The organism is Agreia sp. PsM10, assembly GCF_030433855.1.
Taxonomy (GTDB): domain Bacteria; phylum Actinomycetota; class Actinomycetes; order Actinomycetales; family Microbacteriaceae; genus Agreia.
Window position 1 is genome coordinate 358,400 of record NZ_JARUXC010000001.1, and the last position, 18,838, is coordinate 377,237.

The following is an 18,838-nucleotide window of genomic DNA, read 5'->3' on the forward strand; positions in this document are numbered from 1 at the left end:
CGGCTGCAATACGGCCGGCGTCCAGCGAAACGCCAGCAGTGGAACGACACGGCGCTGTAACGTGTGCACGTGGAAACGGTCCTGCAGTTCATCATCGGCGTGCTCGTCATCGTCCTGGGCCTCGCCGTCTCCATCGGCCTGCACGAGGTCGGACACCTCGTTCCGGCAAAGCTCTTCGGGGTCAAGGTCACGCAGTACATGATCGGTTTCGGCCCCACCCTGTGGTCCCGGCGCCGCGGCGAGACCGAGTACGGGCTGAAGGCCATCCCCATGGGCGGCTACATCTCGATGATCGGCATGTTCCCGCCCGCGAAGACGGGCGGCGCCGTGCGCAACGCGAGCACCGGATTCTTCAACACCCTCGTGCAGGACGCGCGGGAGGTGAGTGCCGAGACGATCGGCGACGACGACGACCGGTCGTTCTACAGACTCCCCGTGTGGAAGCGCATCATCATCATGGCCGGCGGCCCCGCCATGAACTTCGTCATCGCCATCGTGGTCTTCGCCATCGTGCTCTGCGGCTTCGGCTTGTCGACCACCACCATCGGGTCGATCAGCCAGTGCGTTCTCCCCGCCACCAGCGAGCGGCAGACGTGCGAGCCATCCGACACCCCGGGTCCGGGCGTCACGGCCGGCTTCGAAGAGGGCGATGTCATCACCGCCATCGACGGCGTTCCGGTGGCCGACTGGAACGAGTCGACCGCCATCATCCAGAAGTCGCCGGGCAAGTCCCTCTCCGTCGACGTGCAGCGCGATGGAGAGCAGACGACGCTGACCGTCGTTCCCCTGCTCGCCGAGCGCTACGTGCAGAACGCCGACGGCGAGCAGAAGCTCGACGCGGACGGTCAGCCCGTCACGCAGAAGGTCGGCTTCGTCGGCATCGGTCCGAAGCAGGAGCTCGTACCGCAGAGCCCTGCCGCGGTGCTGCCCTTCGTGGGTGAGAACATCGCCAATGTCGTGAACCTCATCCTCCACCTGCCGCAGAGGCTCGTCGATGTGGCCAACGCCGCGTTCGGGCCGGGGGAGCGCGATCCCAACGGCCCCATCAGCGTGGTCGGGGTCGGGCGCGCCGCGGGAGAGATCGCGAGTATCGAGCAGGTGCCCCTGGGCTCCAAGGTGGCGAGCCTCCTCGGGTTGGTGGGCTCCCTCAACGTCGCGCTCGGAGTGATCAACCTCGTTCCACTCATGCCGCTCGACGGCGGGCACATCGCCGGCGCTCTCTGGGAGGGCATCCGACGCGGCTTCGCGAAGCTGTTCAAGCGCCGGGATCCCGGCCCCGTCGACACGGCCCGTCTGATGCCGCTCACCTTCGGTGTGGTCATCGTGCTGGGCGCGATGAGCGCGCTTCTCATCTACGCGGACATCGTCAAGCCGATCAATCTCTTCGGCTGAGCGCCGTCGTCCTCCCGACGGAGCCGTACTCCCGAGGGAGTATGGGCCGGCGCACCGCAGGGCGGACGACGGCGGGGTGACCGCTCGCTAGCATCGAGATCATGAGCCCGCAGCGACCGCCGCACGATCCGAATCCCCGGGGCCGTGACGACTGGGGAGCGCCGGCCTGGCCGCCCGGCCCCCACGGCCGGTTCGGCGACGGGCGACGCCATCCGCACGGGCCGCATTCCGGATGGCGAGGCGCGTACGGCATCGGCCCGCGGGGCCCGTTCCTTCCGCCGCAGGCCCGGCTCTGGCTGCCGGTCATCGTGTCGCTCGTCGTGCAGTTCGCCGTCGCCACCGCTCAGCTCTCGGCGTCGTCGCCCGCCACTCGGCCTGCCGGCGCCGCCCTCGCGCTCCTTCTCTCGGTGCTGGGCCCTGCCGCTCTGATCGGCGCCCGCCGCTTCGCCGGGCCCGTCGTCGTCGTCGTGACCGTGGTCGCGGTGGCGGACGCGCTCGTCGATCCCTCGGTCTTCTCCGCCTACGTGGCCGTCCTGTTCGCCGCGGCCCTCGCCTTGGTCCGCGGCGCGGGCGTGTGGGCCGTCGCATCCGTCACCGTGGGATGGGCCGTGAGCTTCGTGGGGGCAGGGCTTCTCGGAATCGCGTGGGAGCCGGTGCCGGTGGTGCTGCTGACGGCGGGGCTCGTCGTCTCGCTCGGCTTCGGCTCGTCGATCCGATCCCGACGGGAGCGCTTCGCGCAGTTACGCACTCTGCAGAGCCGGCGCCGCGTCGACGCGGCGCAGCAGGAGCGGGTGAGGATCGCCCGCGAGCTGCACGATGTGCTCGCGCATTCGCTGTCGTCGATCAACGTTCAGGCCGGTGTCGGACTGCATCTTCTCGATTCCCAGCCCGAGAAGGCGGGAGAGGCTCTGGCCGCGATCAAGGCCACGAGCAAGCAGGCCCTCGACGAGGTTCGGAGCGTGCTCGGCATCCTGCGCGGTGACGCCGACGAGTCGGACGCGCCGCTCGTGCCCGAGGCCGATCTCGCGAGCCTGCCCCGGCTCGTCGAGAACACCCGGTCGGATTCTCTCGCCGTCGACCTCGACTCCGACGTCCGCTCGGCCCCGTCGGCGGCGGTGCAGCTCGCGCTGTACCGCATCGCCCAGGAGAGCCTCACGAACATCGTGCGGCACTCCGGAGCGACGTCCGCCCGCGTCGAACTGCGGGAGGCCGGCGACGACCTGATCCTTCGGGTGAGCGACGACGGCAGGGGAGTCGCCGACGATCTCGGCGATGTGGTGGGAAAGGGCCTCCTGGGCATGCGGGAGAGGGCGGAGCTGCTCGGAGGACGCCTCGAGGCGGTCACCCTCGACCCGCATGGCTTCGCCGTCACCGCGACCATTCCGCGGTCGACGGAACACCCTGCGCCCATGGCAGGCAGCCGATGATCAGGGTCGTGGTCGCCGACGACCAGCAGCTCATCAGGGCCGGCTTCGCGGCGCTTCTCGCCAGCGAGGCCGACATCGACGTCGTCGGCGAAGCCGCGACCGGCGCCGAAGCCGTGGAACTCGTGACGCGACTGCGCCCCGACGTCGTGCTCATGGACATCCGGATGCCCGATGGCGACGGTATCTGGGCGACCCGGCGGATCGTGGCCGACCCCGAGAACGCGGCGACCCGCATCGTGATCGTCACCACGTTCGAGCTCGACGACTACGTGGTCGACGCGATCCGGGCGGGCGCCTCGGGCTTTCTCGTCAAGGACACCGAGCCGGTGGAGCTCATCAGGGCGGTGCGAGTCGTGGCGGCGGGCGACGCGCTGCTGTCGCCCGGTGTGACGAAGCGGCTGCTGGGGCGGGTCGCCGGCGGCCTCTCGGCGGTCGTCGACACCGAGACCCTCGCCGTGCTGACCGATCGGGAGCGCGAGGTGCTGGCCCTGGTCGGGCACGGCCTCACGAACGAGGAGATCGCGGCGAAGCTGTTCCTCAGCCCTCTCACAGCGAAGACCCACGTGTCGAGGATCATGCAGAAACTCGGTGCCAGGGACCGTGTGCAGCTCGTCGTGACGGCCTACGAGACGCACCTCGTGCGCACCGGCTGGAGCGGCGGATAGGGCGAGGCAGGCTCGGGCCGTTCGGGTCACGCCTACACTGGATGACGTGGCTGCTATCAATCTGGGAATGCCGAAAGTGCCTGAGACCCTCGCACCTCGGCGCAAGTCCCGTCAGATCAAAGTCGGCAAGGTCCTCGTAGGCGGTGACGCTCCCATCAGCGTCCAGTCGATGACCACCACCCCGACTCCGAACATCAACGCGACTCTCCAGCAGATCGCCGAGCTCACCGCGTCTGGATGCGACATCGTGCGCGTGGCCGTGCCGAGCCGCGACGATGCGGAGGCGCTGCCGATCATCGCGAAGAAGAGTCAGATCCCGGTCATCGCCGACATCCACTTCCAGCCCAACTACGTCTACGCGGCCATCGATGCCGGCTGCGCGGCGGTTCGCGTGAACCCCGGAAACATCCGCAAGTTCGACGACCAGGTCGGCAAGATCGCTGCGGCGGCCAAGGCCGCGGGCGTCTCCATCCGCATCGGCGTCAACGCCGGGTCGCTCGAGCCATCGCTTCTGCAGAAGTACGGAAAGGCGACGCCGGAGGCCCTCGTCGAGAGCGCCGTCTGGGAGGCCAGCCTCTTCGAGGAGCACGACTTCCACGACTTCAAGATCTCGGTCAAGCACAACGACCCCATCATCATGGTCAAGGCGTACCGCCTGCTCGCCGAGCGCGGCGACTGGCCGCTGCACCTCGGAGTCACCGAGGCCGGCCCCGAGTTCCAGGGCACCATCAAGAGCTCCACCGCGTTCGGCATTCTGCTCTCCGAGGGAATCGGCGACACCATCCGCGTGTCGCTTTCTGCGCCGCCGGCCCAGGAGATCAAGGTCGGACTGCAGATCCTGCAGTCGCTCAACCTGCGCGAACGCAAGCTCGAGATCGTGTCGTGCCCCAGCTGCGGGCGCGCCCAGGTCGACGTGTACAAGCTCGCCAACGACGTCACCGACGGCCTCGAGGGCATGACCGTTCCCCTGCGCGTCGCCGTGATGGGATGCGTCGTGAACGGGCCCGGCGAGGCCCGCGATGCCGACCTGGGCGTCGCATCCGGCAACGGCAAGGGTCAGATCTTCGTGAAGGGCGAGGTCGTCAAGACCGTGCCCGAGTCCGAGATCGTGTCCACGCTGATCGAAGAGGCCAACCGACTCGCCGCCGAGATGCCCGCGACCGACACGTCGACCGGCAGCCCCGTCGTGACAGTCGGAGCCCGATGAGGCTCGAGCCTCTCACCCCGACCGAGATGGAGCGGGCGGGCACCGTGGTGCACGCCATCGAATCGTCCTATTCGGCGACCGTCGTCGGGCAGGTTACGTTGCGTCGCGCGCTGCTCGTCGCCCTCGTCGCCGGCGGCCACGTGCTCCTCGAGAGCGTTCCGGGCCTGGCGAAGACGACCGCTGCCACGACCCTCGCCCGGGCCATCCATGCCCAGTTCACCCGCATCCAGTGCACCCCCGACCTCCTGCCCAGCGACATCACGGGCACACAGGTCTATGACGCCCGCACCAGCACATTCGAGACCCAGCTGGGCCCGGTGCACTCCAACTTCGTGCTCCTCGACGAGGTCAACCGTTCGAGCGCGAAGACGCAGAGCGCCATGCTCGAGGCGATGCAGGAGCGCCAGACCACCATCGGCGGAACCGTGCATCCCCTGCCGGAGCCGTTCCTCGTGATGGCGACGCAGAACCCGATCGAGCAGGAGGGCACGTACCAGCTGCCCGAGGCCCAGATGGACAGGTTCCTGCTCAAGGAGATCATCGACTATCCGACGATGGAGGAGGAGCTCGAGGTGCTGCGCCGCCTCGACGCCGGCGTCTTCGATGCCTCGAGCCAGCACGAGGGGTCCGTCTCTCTCGACGACGTGCTCTTCCTGCAGGACGCGGCCTCCCGGGTCTACGTCGACGACGCCATCCGCAACTACATCGTGTCGATCGTCTACGTGACGCGCAATCCGCTCAACTACATCGGCGAGGAGCTGGCAGGCTACGTCGAATACGGGGCGAGCCCGCGAGGCACGATCGCGTTCATGCAGGCGGCCCGTGCGCTGGCCCTGCTGTCGGGCCGGTCCCACGTGGTGCCCGACGACGTCAAGGCCATCCGTCATGCTGTGCTTCGGCACCGCGTGATCCTGAACTTCGAGGCCGACGCGGAGGGTGTGCGTCCCGAGGCCGTCATCGACGCGGTCTTCGCGTCCGTCCATACGCCCTGACCCGATGGACGGTCTGCTCGTGCGAATCAAGTCGCGGATGTTCATCCATGCGCATCGCAAGGCGCTGCATCTGCTCGACGGCGAATACGGCTCTCTCGTCACGGGTCGCAGCATGGACTTCGAGGACCTGCGCAGCTACGTGGCGGGCGACGAGGTGCGCGACATCGACTGGAAGGCCACGGCCAGGCACGGCTCGACCCTCGTCAGGCGCTACACGGCCCTCCGGCGTCAGACCGTGCACTTCGTGCTCGACACCGGGCGCAACATGGCGGCCAGGGCGGCAGACGGCGAGGCGAAGAGCGACGTCGCCCTCACCATCGTCGGCGTGCTCGGCTACCTCGCCGTGAGGCACGGCGACGAGGTCTCGCTGCTGTCCGGAGATTCCGAGCGCACGATCCGGCTTCCCGCCCGATCGAGCGAGAACCACCTCGAGCGGGTGCTGCGGGCGATCGACGCGGCCCACGGTCTCGACGCCCCGCCGAGCGACATCGATCGCGCGCTGCGGCTCGTCGCCCGCATGGTGCGTCGGCGGGCGATCGTCGTGGTGGTCACCGATGACACCCTTCTCGGGCCGGAGCAGACCAGGCTCGTGCGACGACTGCGTGCGCAGCACGAGCTGGTCTGGGTCACCGTCGGCGATCTCGACCCGCTGAGATACGCGGGCGCCGCAGCCGTCGACGACGGCTGGCGGATCCCCGAGGCGCTCCGCGGGGACCGGCGTCTCACCGCCGAGCTCACCCGGTCGATAGACGACGAGATCCGCGCACGGCAGGAGATGTTCGACGATCTCGGCGTCTCGCACCGCCGCATCGCCCGAGTCGACGACGTCGTGCCGTCTCTTCTGCACCTGCTGAAGGCGCGGTCCCGTGCCTGATACCGAACTCATTCCCCCGATCGGCTACGGGGGCGGTCTCCTCGTCATCGGCATCGTCCTGCTGGTTCTTGTCGTCGTCGCGATCCTGCTCATCGCACTACTGCGCCGTCGCCGGCCTGCGCCGTCACCGGTCCCCATGCGGCCGGGCGGTCTCGCCGGAATCAAGGCGGATCACCACGCGAGGGTCAGCGCCATCGAGGCGGAGTTCGCGGCGGGCACCCTGTCGGCTCGCCGTGCCCATCACCGGCTCAGTGCCGTCGTGCGCGATTTCGGTCGGGCCGTCAGTGGAATCGATGCCCCGGTGATGACGCTCACCGAGCTGCAGTCCGTATCGCTGCCGACGGTCACCACGGCGGTCGCCGAGTACTACCCGGCTGCATTCGAACCCGAGGACCGCGCCGACATCTCCTCCGCCGTCGCACGGGCGAGGCAGGTGATCGAATCGTGGGCCTAGCCAACGCCTGGATCCTCATCGGTCTCGTTCCCGTCGTCGTCGCGATCATCGTCGTATCGCGACTGGCGCGTCGTCGACGCCCATCGGATGCCGCGGTTCCGGTCGCGCACACGGGTCGCCTCACCCGGCTCCCGGGCTTCATGGCGGCCCTGTCGAGGATGCGCGCCCTCTCGATCGCTGCGATCGTTCTGGTCTCCCTCCTGGGCGCAACGGCAGCGGTGCTCGCGGCGCGACCCGTCGTGACCTCGACCGAGAAGCCGGCCACGTTCACCCGTGACGTGGTGCTCTGCCTCGACGTGTCGGGCTCGATGACCGATGTCGACATCGACGTGCTCGCGCGCTTCACCGAGCTCTCCGAGGGGTTCGAGGGAGAGCGCCTCGCGCTCGTCATCTTCAACTCCTCGGCCGCCCAGGTGTTTCCGTTGACCGACGACTACGACTACATCGCAGAGCAGCTCGAGGCGGTACGGTCGAGCCTCGACGGCACCGGCACGTTCAGTGACGCGTTCGGCGGAACCCTCACGGGCGAGGGCGCCTCGCTCATCGGTGACGGTCTGGCGTCGTGCGTGCTCACCTTCGACAGGACCGACGAGGAGCGCTCCCGATCCGTGGTTCTGGCCACGGACAACGACATCAACGGCACCCCCATCATGACCCTCGACGAGGCGGGCGCGTTCGCGAAGTCCCGCGATGTGCGGGTGTACGGCATCGATCCGAGCGTCTCGAACCCGGGCGATTCGGAGGATTCCGCCGAGTTCCAGCGGGTCGTCGACTCGACCGACGGCGACTACTTCGTGCTGGAGTCGGCCGATACGGTGCCCGCCATCGTCGACAGCATCGAGGCGACGGAGGCGGCCCTGGTCGACGACGAACCGCAGCTGCTCGTCACGGATCAGCCGACCATCTTCGCCATTCTCGCCCTCGCACTTCTCGGAGCACTGCTGATCGTGGTCTGGAGGGCGAGGCTGTGACCCTCTCTCCCGTGATGCCGGTGCCCCTGCTCATCGTCGTCTTCTCCGTTCTGCTGGCCTTCGTGGTGTGGCAGCTCGTCTCGCGCGAGAACCGGAGCCGCAGACTCTCGTGGTCGCTCCGGGGCGCGATGGTCGTGCTTCTGTTGCTGGTGGCCCTGCGCCCCGGAGTCTCCGGCGGCGGCGGCAACGAGGCGACGACCGACGTCGACGTCTTCTTCGTGGTCGACACGACCACGAGCATCGTCGCCGAGGACTACGACGGCTCCGACCCGCGACTCGACGGGGTGAGGTCAGACATCGTCGACCTCGTCGAGGCCTACCCGGGAGCGAAGTTCGCCCTCCTGTCCTTCGACAGCTCGGCGATCGTGCGGGTTCCGCTCACGTCCGACGCCACCGCGATCGCCAACGCGTCGGAGGTTCTCGCCCCCGAGATCACCATCTACTCGACGGGAAGCAGTATCTCGCAGGCGAACGAGCTGCTCGCCTCGACCCTCGAGAGGGCGGAGCAGGCCGAGCCCGACCGCTCCCGCATCGTGTACTACTTCGGCGACGGAGAGCAGACCTCGTCGGCCCCTGTCGAGAGCTTCGAGGAATCGGCGCAGTTCGTGAGCGGCGGATACGTCTTCGGCTACGGCACCGAAGCCGGCGGCCCCATGCGCGAGCAGACGGGGTACTACGACGATGACAAGACCGACGACGGGTACGTGACCGACGATTCGGGTTCGCCGGCGCGATCCGTGATCGACGAGCAGAACCTGCGCGCCATCGCCGACCAGCTGGGCGTCGAGTACGCCCATCGGACTGCTCCAGGGAGTACGCCCCTCGCCGAGGCCGGCTCCTCGTCGATCCGCTCCGACTCCGATCCGTCCCGGGGAGGCGTGGTCGAGTTGTACTGGATTCCGGCCGCCGCCCTCGTGCTGCTGCTGGCCGTCGAGGCCGTCGTCGTGCTGCGCCGGCTTCGCGAGATCCGCGCGGCCGCCGATCGGCAGGGGAGCGGGGCATGATGCGCAGACGCACGAAGGCCGGCCTGATCGCGCTGCCCGCGACGGTGATCGCCACGGTGGTCGCCGTGAAGCTGATCGGCGTGGTGCTCGTGTCCGGACAGGTGGCCGCGGCGTACGAACGGGAGGACTACGTCTCCGCGACGGCGTCGGCCCGGTGGCTGACCGTGCTCAACGTCATCGAGCCGTGGAAGGCCCACTTCGCCGTCGGCGACGGGCTCGCGGGTCAGGGCCTCGATGCGGATGCGCAGGCCGAGTTCGAGCGGGCGCTCGGCATGGCCGCTCCTGCAGACCAGTGCCCCGTGCGGGTGAACCTCTCGCTCGTGCTCGAGCGGCAGGGGGACGCCGTGATCGCGGCCGATCCGGCGAAGCGCGACGAGGCATCCTCGTTCTACGACCAGGCGCTCGAGGTCATCGACGAGGCGGACGAGTCGTGCACCCGGCCGCCGGAGAACGGCGAGGACGGTACCGACGACGAGCTGTCGGACTCGGAGCAGCGGCTCACCGACAAGAAGGAGGCGCTCGAGGAGCCCTCCGAGGACGAATCCGACCCGGGCGACGACCAGCCGTCCGACGACGGTTCGCCGAGCGACGCCACCGTGGAGCAGCTCGAGGAGAAGCTCCGCGACGCCGGGCAGGACCGCAGCGACCAGCAGACCGCGGAGCGCACCCCGTCGAGTCCCGACTACGTCGACAAGCCCTGGTGATCGAGGCGCCGGGCGGTCTCACGCCGCGAACACAGGGAATTCCGAAGTTCACTCGCTAGTTTCAGGAACCTTGCCGACTTCCCTCCGGGGCCCGACACAGGAATCCGATTCTCATCAGCTCGTTACGCACCTCGTCATCCATCGCTCCGCGACACGGCCGCCTCGGCAACCGATCCAGCTTCTGGGCGGTCATCCGGCTCGTCGCGATCGTCGCCGTCGTCGGCGTCGTGAGCACGGTCTCCATCGCGGCCATCGCCGTGAACAGCCTCGCCACCGAGGTGCAGGCGAACACCGTCGACCTCGGAAACGAAGACGACGTGCAGCAGCTCGTCGATGTGGGAGCGATCGAGGGCGGAGTCAACGTGCTGATCGTGGGCAGCGACACCCGCATCGATCAGCTGGCCACGCCGGGTGACGACACCGACGGTGCCCGCAACGACGTGACCATGCTGATGCACATCAGCCAGGATCACCAGAACGTCAGCGTCATCAGCTTTCCGCGCGACACCATGGTCGACATGCCCGAATGCACCGACCAGGGCGACGGCGAGGTCAAGCCGGCCCAGAGCTACCAGCAGCTGAACACGGCCCTCGGCAAGGGCGGCCTTCCCTGCGTCGTGTCGGCGGTCGAGCAGATCACCGGCCTCACGATCCCCTACGCAGGCGTGATCGCCTTCGACGGAGTCGCCGCCATGACGAGCGTCGTCGGGGGAGTCGATGTCTGCGTCTCGCAGGCCATCAACGATCCCTACAGCCAGCTCTCCCTCAGCGCGGGCGTGCACACGCTGTCGGGAACCGAGGCCCTGGCCTTCCTTCGCACCCGCGAGGGGGTCGGCGACGGCAGCGACCTCGCCCGCATCAGCTCGCAGCAGGTGTACCTGTCCGCCCTCGTGCGCAAGCTCCTCTCGAGCGACACGCTCACCAACCCGGTCACCCTCTACGGCATCGCGCGTTCGGCACTCACCAACATGCAGTTCTCGACGCAGCTCGCCTCTGTCGACTCGATGGTCTCGATCGCGAAGGCGCTCCAGGGCGTGCAGCTCGACAAGGTCGCGTTCCTGCGGTATCCGGTCATCGGCGATCCCGACGATCCCAACCGGGTGGTGGTCAACGAGTCCGACTCCGAGATCCTCAACCTCGCCCTGGCGAACGACACACCGCTCGACCTCAGCCAGGTCGCCACGGCCGACTCGGCGACGTCGGCCGACGGCACGGATGACGCGCAGGCGACCGATCCCGCGACCGACCCTGCGACGGACCCCGCGGCCGATCCGGCCGCCACGGCGACACCGGATGCCGGGGGAGCCACCGTGCTGCCCGACTCCTTCACGGGTCAGACGGCGGCCGAGGTCACCTGCTCGGTGGGCAACTGACCCCGCTGGCGGGTCGACGCCGCTTCGATCAATAGACTGGTGGGCGTGTCAGTCCGTCTCAGCAACTATTTCCTCCGTACCCTCCGCGAAGATCCCTCCGATGCGGAGGTCGCCAGCCATCGCCTGCTCGTGCGCGGCGGCTACATCCGCAGGCAGGCTCCGGGCATCTTCGCCTGGCTGCCCATCGGCCTGCGGGTCAAGGCGCGCATCGAGAACATCATCCGCGAGGAGATGACCGCCGCCGGCGCGCACGAGGTGCATTTCCCCGCGCTTCTTCCCAAGGAGCCCTACGAGGTCACGGGTCGCTACACCGAGTACGGCGACGGCATGTTCCGGCTCAACGACAGGCACGAGGCCGGCTACGTCCTGGCCCCGACACACGAAGAGGTCTTCACCCTCCTCGTCAAAGATCTGGTGAACAGCTACAAGGATCTGCCCCTGTCGATCTACCAGATCCAGGACAAGTACCGCGACGAAGCGCGTCCGCGGGCGGGCCTGCTGCGCGGGCGCGAGTTCACCATGAAGGACGCCTACTCGTTCGATGTCACCGACGAGGGGCTCGAGGCCTCCTACCAGGCCCAGCGCGCGGCATACGAGCGCATCTTCACAAGGCTCGGCCTCGAGTACGTCATCGTGAAGGCCGACGCCGGGGCGATGGGCGGCTCGAAGAGCGAGGAGTTCCTGCACCCCACCCCCATCGGAGAGGACACCTTCGTGCGCAGCGCCGGCGGCTACGCGGCGAACGTCGAGGCGTTCACCACGACGCCCCCCGCACCCCGTTCCTACGACGGCCTCACCCCTCCCGATGTGCACGACACCCCGGACACCCCCACGATCCAGACCCTCGTCGACGTCGCGAACGCCAACCACCCCCGTCCCGACGGACGTTCCTGGACCGCCGCGGACACGCTGAAGAACGTCGTCCTCGCCCTCCGCAACCTCGACGGCACCCGCGAACTGGTCGTGGTCGGCCTTCCCGGCGACCGCGAGGTCGACCTCAAGCGCGCCGAGGTGGCCTTCGCGCCCGCCGAGGTCGAGGCCGCGATCGACAAGGACTTCGTCGCGAACCCCGGCCTGGTCAAGGGCTACATCGGCCCCTGGTCTGTCGAGGGCCCCGTGCTGGGCACGACCGGCAGCACCGGCATCCGCTACCTGCTCGACCCCCGCGTCTCCGACGGCAGCGGCTGGATCACGGGTTCGAACCAGCACGGGCGTCACGTCTTCGGTCTCGTGGCCGGACGCGACTTCTCGTCTGACGGCACGATCGAGGTCGCCCAGGTGCTCGCCGGCGACGACGCGCCCGACGGCTCCGGCCCCGTCGAGCTCGCGCGCGGCATGGAGATCGGCCACGTGTTCCAGCTCGGACGCAAGTACGCCGAGGCGCTCGGCCTCAAGGTGCAAGACGAGAACGGCAAGCTCGCGACCGTGACGATGGGCTCCTACGGCATCGGCGTCACGCGCATCCTCGCCATCATCGCCGAGCTCAACAACGACTCCAAGGGGCTCATCTGGCCCAAGGCCGTGGCCCCCTTCGACGTGCACGTCGTCGCCACCGGGCGCGACGCGGCCGTCTACGAGACCGCGGAGACGATCGTCGAGGCGATCGAGGCATCCGGTCTGGAGGTTCTCTACGACGACCGGCCCAAGGTCTCGCCCGGGGTCAAGTTCGGCGACGCCGAACTGCTCGGCGTTCCGACGATCGTCATCGTCGGCCGGGGCGCCGTCGACGGCGTCGTCGAGCTGTGGGACCGCGCATCGGGCGAGCGTACCGAGGTGGCGGTCACGGAGCTGGTCTCCCGGCTCCGCTGATTCCTCCGGGCGGTACCGCGGAGCCCATCCGTCGGGTAAATTGGTCTGTTGGACCTGACGCCATCCGCGTCGGGGGACCACGAACTTAATACAGAAGAAGGAGGCCGGGTTATGGACATCGACCTCAGCGTGCTCAGGCTCTTGGAGCGCGAGCGGGAGATCCCGTTCGACGAACTGGTGGAGATCATCGAACAGGCGATCCTGACCGCCTACATCAAGCACACCACGCCCGTTCTGCCGGCCGATGCGCCGAAGGACACCCCGGTGCCCGTCGCGAAGACCGCGCGGGTGCACCTCGATCGCAAGAGCGGACACGTCAGCATCTACGTGCCCGAGCTCGACGACGAGGGCGCGGTCATCGGCGAGAGCGAGGACAGCCCGAGCGACTTCGGCCGTATCGGTGCATTCGCCGCGAAGCAGGTCATCAACCAGCGCCTTCGCGACATCGCCGACGACGCCGTTCTCGGCGAGTTCAAGGGTCGCGAGGGCGACATCGTGGCCGGCATCATCCAGCAGGGCCCGAACCCTCGGATGATCCACGTCGACCTCGGCACCATCGAGGCCATCCTGCCGCCCGAGGAGCAGGTGCCGGGCGAGGACTACTCGCACGGCTCGCGCATCCGGGTCTACGTGACGAGCGTGTCGAAGGGCACCAAGGGCCCGTCGATCACGGTCTCGCGCACCCACCCGTCGCTCGTGCGCAAGCTGTTCGCGCTCGAGGTTCCCGAGATCGCATCGGGAGCCGTCGAGATCGTCTCCCTCGCCAGAGAGGCCGGCCACCGCACGAAGATCGCCGTGCGTGCGACAGAGCCCGGCATCAACGCCAAGGGTGCGTGCATCGGCGAGCTGGGCCAGCGAGTGCGCGCCGTCACGAGCGAGCTGGGCAACGAGAAGATCGACATCGTCGACTTCTCGACCGACCTGCCGACGTTCGTCGCGAACGCCCTGTCACCCGCCAAGGTGTCGAGTGCGTTCGTCATCGACGAGTCGTTGAAGGCGGTACGGGCCCTGGTTCCCGATTACCAGCTCTCCCTCGCCATCGGCAAGGAGGGCCAGAACGCCAGGCTCGCCGCGAAGCTCACGGGTGCCAAGATCGACATCCAGCCCGATTCGGTGATGGACGAGGCCTGAGGCCGCGTCATCACAGGGATCGATTCGGGGGAGGTGTAGTATGGAACCCGTAAGAACGTGCGTCGGTTGCCGCGCGCGTGCCGATCGATCCTCACTTCTGAGGGTCGTCGCCCGGATTCCAGTCGTGGTCGTCGATGAGACGGCCGTTCTGCCCGGTCGGGGCGCGTGGGTGCATCCCCGCATCGAGTGCGTCTCCACAGCGCGAACACGCAAGGCCTTCGGCCGGGCGTTGCGCGTCACGACGGCACTCGACACGTCTCCTGTCCTCGAATTCCTCGAGCGGGAGACGACTCATCCATCAATCCGCAGACATTCAGTTTCTACAGAACAGGCTGAAACGTACATCGTGACCAACTAATGAGTGACAACTAATGAGCGGCTCCAAATGAGCCCCGCGCACAACTAATGGTCTGCCCCTGTTTGGGAGCGGATCCCAGACAGGAGAATTGTGGCTGCAAAACCACGCGTACACGAAGTCGCCGCCGAACTCGGCGTCGACAGCAAGATCGCCCTCGCGAAGCTGAAAGAAATGGGTCAGTTCGTCAAGGGCCCCTCGTCGAGCATCGAACCGCCCGTCGCCCGTCGCCTGAAGGAAGCCCTTCTCGCCGACGGTGCAGGTAGTGCGACACCGACGCCCGCCCCGGCGAAGGCCGCCCCGTCGCCCGCCCGCCCCGGCGGAGCTCGTACGACGGCGACCCCCGGCCCCGCTCGTCCCGCTGCTCCGGCAGCGCCGACCCCGGCTGCTCCGGTCGTCGAGACCCCCGCGGCTCCCGCGCCGGCTGCCACGCCGGCGGCCCCCGCCGCTCCGGCAGAGGCTCCCGCCGCGGCCCCGACCCCCGCTCCCGCGGTCGAGACCAGCCAGCCCGCGGCCCCCGTCTCCACCGGTGAGACCGCACCCGCCGGAGGTGCGCCCCGTCCGGGTGCCCCGCGCCCCGGCAACAACCCGTTCGCCAGCCAGCAGGGCATGCAGCGTCCCGGTGCCCCGCGCCCCGGCAACAACCCCTTCGCCAGCCAGCAGGGCATGGGCACCACCCCGGCACCCCGAGCGGGTACCGGCGGCGGCTCCACCGGCGCGATCCCGCGTCCGGCGGCTCCCCGTCCCGGTGCACCCCGCCCGGGCGCCCCGCGTCCCGGCGGTGCAGGCCAGGGCGCACGTCCCGGCGGATTCGGACAGCGTCCCGCAGGCGCCGGCGGCGGATTCCGTCCCGGTGGAGCGGGCGGCGCCCGTCCCGCGGGCGGCGGCTTCCAGCGTCCCGGCGGCGCTCCCGGAGCGACTCCCGGTTTCGGCGCTCCCCGTCCCGCGGGTGGTGGCGGCCGTGGTCGTGGCCCCGGTGGCGGCACGGCCGGAGCATTCGGTCGTGGCGGCGGTCGTGCCAAGGCACGTAAGTCGAAGCGCACGAAGCGCGCTGAGTTCGAGCTGCGGGAAGCCCCGTCGCTCGGAGGCGTCAGCGTTCCCCGTGGTGACGGCTCGACCGTGGTGCGACTGCGCCGCGGAGCATCCATCACCGACTTCGCCGACAAGATCGACGCGAGCCCCGGAAACCTCGTGACCGTGCTGTTCCACCTCGGTGAGATGGCGACGGCCACGGAGTCCCTCGACGAGGCGACCTTCGACATCCTGGGCGAAGAGCTCGGCTACAAGATCCAGATGGTCTCCCCGGAGGACGAGGATCGCGAGCTGTTGAGCGGCTTCGACATCGACATCGACCAGGAGCTCGAAGACGAGACCGACGAGGATCTCGAGATCCGTCCGCCGGTCGTCACCGTCATGGGTCACGTCGACCACGGTAAGACCAGGCTCCTCGACGCCATCCGCAGTGCCAACGTGGTCGCCGGCGAGGCCGGTGGCATCACCCAGCACATCGGCGCCTACCAGGTTTCGGCCGAGCACGAGGGCATCGAGCGCAAGATCACCTTCATCGACACCCCGGGCCACGAGGCGTTCACCGCCATGCGCGCCCGTGGTGCGCAGGTCACCGACATCGCCATCCTGGTGGTCGCGGCCGACGACGGCATCATGCCGCAGACGGTCGAGGCGCTGAACCACGCCCAGGCGGCGAACGTGCCGATCGTGGTCGCGGTGAACAAGGTCGACAAGGTGGGCGCGAACCCCGCCAAGGTGCGCCAGCAGCTCACCGAATTCGGCCTCGTCGCCGAGGAGTACGGCGGAGACGTGATGTTCGTCGACGTGTCCGCGCTCAACAACATCGGCATCAAGGAACTCCTCGACGCCGTGCTGCTGACCGCAGACGCCGGACTCGACATGCGGGCCAACCCCAACAAGGATGCCCGCGGCGTCGCCATCGAGGCGAAGCTCGACAAGGGCCGTGGTGCTGTCGCAACCGTGCTCATCCAGTCGGGAACGCTGCGCGTCGGCGACCCGATCGTCGCCGGAACCGCCTACGGCAAGGTCCGGGCCATGCACGATGAGGATGGAAACATCGTCACCGAGGCCACGCCCGCCCGCCCCGTGCAGGTGCAGGGACTCTCGACGGTGCCCCGCGCCGGCGACACGTTCCTGGTCACCGAAGACGACCGCACCGCTCGGCAGATCGCCGAGAAGCGCGAGGCCGTCGAGCGCAACGCCCTGCTGGCCAAGAGCCGCAAGCGCATCTCGCTCGAGGACTTCACCCGTGCACTCGAAGAGGGCAAGGTCGAGTCGCTCAACCTCATCATCAAGGGTGACGTCTCCGGTGCCGTCGAGGCACTGGAAGAGTCGCTGCTCAAGATCGAGGTCGACGATTCGGTGCAGCTGCGCATCATCCACCGTGGTGTGGGTGCCGTCACCGAGTCCGACGTCAACCTGGCAACGGTCGACAACGCGATCATCATCGGATTCAACGTTCGACCCGACACGAAGGCGCGCGAGCGCGCCGCTCGTGAGGGCGTCGACGTTCGTTTCTACTCGGTCATCTACTCCGCGCTCGAAGACATCGAGAACTCGCTCAAGGGCATGCTCAAGCCCGAGTTCGAAGAGGTCCAGTCGGGTGTGGCGGAGATCCGCGAGGTGTTCCGTTCCTCCAAGTTCGGAAACATCGCCGGTGTCATCGTGCGCTCGGGAACCATCACGAGGAACGCCAAGGCGCGGGTCATCCGCGACGGCGTCGTGGTCGGCGACAACCTGGCCATCGAGTCGCTGCGTCGCTTCAAAGACGACGTCACCGAGGTTCGTACGGACTTCGAGGCCGGTATCGGTCTCGGCAAGTTCAACGACATCCAGATCGGCGACGAGATCGAGACCATCGAGATGAAGGAGAAGCCGCGCGTCTAGTCCTCACGGACAAAGATTCGCGTCGGCTTCCGACGAGAGAACGGAAAGCACCGTGGCTGATCCCGCCCGCGCCAGAAAAATGGCGGAGCGAATCCAGGTCATCGTGGCGAAGACGCTCGAGCGGGGGTTGAAAGACCCCCGCCTGGGCTTCGTCACCATCACCGACGTGAAGGTGACGGGCGACCTGCAGCACGCATCGGTCTTCTACACGGTGTACGGCTCAGACGAGGAGCGCGCAGACAGTGCGGCCGCTCTGAAGTCGGCCACGGGCATGCTGCGGAGCGAGGTGGGCAAGAACATCACCGCCCGCCTCACCCCGAGTCTGGAATTCATTCCGGATGGCATTCCCGAGAACGCCCAGCTGATCGACGGCCTGCTGGCCGAGGCGCAACAGCGTGACGCTGAAACGCTCCGGCTCGCCCGCGAGGCGAAATTCGCCGGCGACGCAGACCCGTATGTGAAGCCCCGGCAGCTCGACGACGATGACGACGAGTTCGACGGCGACGACGAAGACGGTGAGCCGGCGACGGCTCCCCGTCACTAGCTCAGCAGTTCACGGAACACGGCGGCGACTTCCTCGACTTCGAGGAAGTCGCCGCTTTTCTCTACCCGGTGCACCAGCTCGGTCAGCATCTCGTTGAGAGGGGCCGACATTCCCGCGGCGTGTGCGGCGCGCACCACCGCACCGTTGAGGAAGTCGATCTCGGTCGGCTGCCCACGGCGGATGCTCTGCAGAGTGGATCCCGGATTGGGTGCGTCGCCCATGCGCCTCGCCATCACGCGCGGAAGAGCGCGCGCGATCGCGATCGGCGCGATCGAGAACGCGCGCAGCAGGGGCTGGCTGAGACCCTGCAACGAAGCGAAGTGCACGTGCGACGCGAATCCGATGCGCACCGCCTCCCGCATGCTCGCGGCCACGATGCCGCCGAGGACCGGATGCCGCAGGGTGGCCTGGGCCGAGAGGCCCGTGATGGCGGGCATCGCGTTGACCTGGTTGACGATCAGCTTCGACCACTGCGCACCTCGGAAGTCGCGCACGAGCCGCGTCGGCATGGCAGAGCCGAGCACCGTCTCGACCTCGTGGGCGACGCCCTGCCGTGCCGCGTCGTCGACGCCGACGAACGTGGGCCCGGCGGCCGTGACATCCACGTGCCCGGCGCGAAGGTAGCTGGCCGCGTACAGCGCGATCGCGCCGACGACGGGGGAGCCGGGCAGCAGCTCCTCGGCGATCCGCACGCCGTCGAGACCGTTCTGCACGATGACCACCGGCACTCCGGCGAGCCGGGAGGCGTTCGCCGAGATCGCGTCGGCCGCATCCTGCGCCTTCGTGCACACGAACGCCAGCTGCGGCGACTCCTCGAGCACGGCGGATGCGCGGGGGCGCGCCGTGTGCTCGCCCCAGCCGCCCGAGATCTGCAGGCCGGATGCCCGGATCACCTCGAGCTGTTCGCCCCGGGCCGTGATGGTGACGTCGTGCCCCGCACGGTCGAGGAGAGCCGCGATGGTGCCTCCGATCGCACCGGCCCCGATCACGGCGATTCGCATACGGCCAGCCTAGGCGCTG

Annotated in this window: 17 protein-coding genes; 16 read left to right on the forward strand and 1 reads right to left on the reverse strand. The window is 68.5% G+C overall.

Features of this window, described 5'->3' with window-relative positions; all coding sequences use genetic code 11:
• Window positions 1–69 precede the first annotated feature (69 nt).
• The 16 genes from QCD70_RS01700 (at window position 70) to rbfA (ending at window position 17,818) form a co-directional block, all read left to right on the forward strand.
• Window positions 70–1,392: a M50 family metallopeptidase gene (locus QCD70_RS01700; RefSeq protein ID WP_301213389.1), complete on the forward strand. Its 1,323-nt coding sequence runs from the start codon at window positions 70–72 to the stop codon at window positions 1,390–1,392.
• A 101-nt stretch (window positions 1,393–1,493) separates the two neighbouring features.
• Entirely contained in the window at window positions 1,494–2,819 is a 1,326-nt protein-coding gene (locus tag QCD70_RS01705; RefSeq protein ID WP_301213390.1) for a sensor histidine kinase, read from the forward strand.
• Window positions 2,816–3,484, forward strand: coding sequence for a response regulator (locus tag QCD70_RS01710; protein ID WP_301213391.1), 669 nt, complete (start codon window positions 2,816–2,818; stop codon window positions 3,482–3,484). Before QCD70_RS01705 ends, QCD70_RS01710 begins: the two co-directional genes overlap by 4 nt.
• 46 nt (window positions 3,485–3,530) lie before the next feature.
• Window positions 3,531–4,691 (forward strand): flavodoxin-dependent (E)-4-hydroxy-3-methylbut-2-enyl-diphosphate synthase, encoded by a 1,161-nt coding sequence (gene ispG, locus QCD70_RS01715; protein WP_301213392.1) that lies wholly within the window; start codon window positions 3,531–3,533, stop codon window positions 4,689–4,691.
• Complete coding sequence (locus QCD70_RS01720; protein WP_301213393.1) at window positions 4,688–5,683, forward strand: AAA family ATPase; 996 nt, start codon at window positions 4,688–4,690, stop codon at window positions 5,681–5,683. Before ispG ends, QCD70_RS01720 begins: the two co-directional genes overlap by 4 nt.
• 4 nt (window positions 5,684–5,687) lie before the next feature.
• Complete coding sequence (locus tag QCD70_RS01725) at window positions 5,688–6,557, forward strand: DUF58 domain-containing protein (RefSeq protein WP_301213394.1); 870 nt, start codon at window positions 5,688–5,690, stop codon at window positions 6,555–6,557.
• Complete coding sequence (locus QCD70_RS01730) at window positions 6,550–7,011, forward strand: hypothetical protein (protein WP_301213395.1); 462 nt, start codon at window positions 6,550–6,552, stop codon at window positions 7,009–7,011. The genes QCD70_RS01725 and QCD70_RS01730 overlap by 8 nt, the downstream gene beginning before the upstream one ends.
• The gene (locus QCD70_RS01735) at window positions 7,002–7,982 is read left to right on the forward strand and encodes a vWA domain-containing protein (RefSeq protein WP_301213396.1); all 981 of its coding nucleotides are present in this window, start codon (window positions 7,002–7,004) and stop codon (window positions 7,980–7,982) included. Before QCD70_RS01730 ends, QCD70_RS01735 begins: the two co-directional genes overlap by 10 nt.
• Window positions 7,979–8,986 carry a vWA domain-containing protein gene (locus tag QCD70_RS01740; protein ID WP_301213398.1) on the forward strand — a complete coding sequence of 336 codons (1,008 nt, stop codon included), beginning with the start codon at window positions 7,979–7,981 and terminating at the stop codon, window positions 8,984–8,986. The genes QCD70_RS01735 and QCD70_RS01740 overlap by 4 nt, the downstream gene beginning before the upstream one ends.
• Window positions 8,983–9,690, forward strand: a complete 708-nt coding sequence (locus tag QCD70_RS01745) for a hypothetical protein (RefSeq protein WP_301213399.1) — start codon at window positions 8,983–8,985, stop codon at window positions 9,688–9,690. Before QCD70_RS01740 ends, QCD70_RS01745 begins: the two co-directional genes overlap by 4 nt.
• A gap of 227 nt (window positions 9,691–9,917) precedes the next feature.
• Window positions 9,918–11,063, forward strand: coding sequence for an LCP family protein (locus QCD70_RS01750; protein ID WP_301213400.1), 1,146 nt, complete (start codon window positions 9,918–9,920; stop codon window positions 11,061–11,063).
• A gap of 45 nt (window positions 11,064–11,108) precedes the next feature.
• Window positions 11,109–12,872, forward strand: coding sequence for a proline--tRNA ligase (locus QCD70_RS01755; protein WP_301213401.1), 1,764 nt, complete (start codon window positions 11,109–11,111; stop codon window positions 12,870–12,872).
• A 111-nt stretch (window positions 12,873–12,983) separates the two neighbouring features.
• Window positions 12,984–14,003 (forward strand): transcription termination factor NusA, encoded by a 1,020-nt coding sequence (gene nusA / locus QCD70_RS01760; protein WP_301213402.1) that lies wholly within the window; start codon window positions 12,984–12,986, stop codon window positions 14,001–14,003.
• Window positions 14,004–14,043: 40 nt separating this feature from the next.
• Window positions 14,044–14,361, forward strand: coding sequence for a YlxR family protein (locus QCD70_RS01765; protein WP_301213403.1), 318 nt, complete (start codon window positions 14,044–14,046; stop codon window positions 14,359–14,361).
• A 90-nt stretch (window positions 14,362–14,451) separates the two neighbouring features.
• Window positions 14,452–17,274, forward strand: a complete 2,823-nt coding sequence (gene infB / locus QCD70_RS01770) for a translation initiation factor IF-2 (protein WP_301213404.1) — start codon at window positions 14,452–14,454, stop codon at window positions 17,272–17,274.
• 52 nt (window positions 17,275–17,326) lie between these two features.
• Complete coding sequence (rbfA, locus tag QCD70_RS01775) at window positions 17,327–17,818, forward strand: 30S ribosome-binding factor RbfA (protein WP_301213405.1); 492 nt, start codon at window positions 17,327–17,329, stop codon at window positions 17,816–17,818.
• Here rbfA and QCD70_RS01780 read toward each other — a convergent pair.
• Window positions 17,815–18,819, reverse strand: coding sequence for a ketopantoate reductase family protein (locus QCD70_RS01780; protein WP_301213406.1), 1,005 nt, complete (start codon window positions 18,817–18,819; stop codon window positions 17,815–17,817). The genes rbfA and QCD70_RS01780 overlap by 4 nt on opposite strands.
• Window positions 18,820–18,838 lie beyond the last annotated feature (19 nt).

Excerpts from the sequence above, each read along its gene's own strand:
- QCD70_RS01705 (WP_301213390.1), top strand. The coding sequence starts at position 1,494 with ATGAGCCCGCAGCGACCGCCGCACGATCCGAATCCCCGGGGCCGTGAC.
- QCD70_RS01710 (WP_301213391.1), top strand. The coding sequence starts at position 2,816 with ATGATCAGGGTCGTGGTCGCCGACGACCAGCAGCTCATCAGGGCCGGC.
- QCD70_RS01720 (WP_301213393.1), top strand. The coding sequence starts at position 4,688 with ATGAGGCTCGAGCCTCTCACCCCGACCGAGATGGAGCGGGCGGGCACC.
- QCD70_RS01725 (WP_301213394.1), top strand. The coding sequence starts at position 5,688 with ATGGACGGTCTGCTCGTGCGAATCAAGTCGCGGATGTTCATCCATGCG.
- QCD70_RS01745 (WP_301213399.1), top strand. The coding sequence starts at position 8,983 with ATGATGCGCAGACGCACGAAGGCCGGCCTGATCGCGCTGCCCGCGACG.
- nusA (WP_301213402.1), top strand. The coding sequence starts at position 12,984 with ATGGACATCGACCTCAGCGTGCTCAGGCTCTTGGAGCGCGAGCGGGAG.
- QCD70_RS01765 (WP_301213403.1), top strand. The coding sequence starts at position 14,044 with ATGGAACCCGTAAGAACGTGCGTCGGTTGCCGCGCGCGTGCCGATCGA.
- QCD70_RS01780 (WP_301213406.1), bottom strand. The coding sequence starts at position 18,819 with ATGCGAATCGCCGTGATCGGGGCCGGTGCGATCGGAGGCACCATCGCG.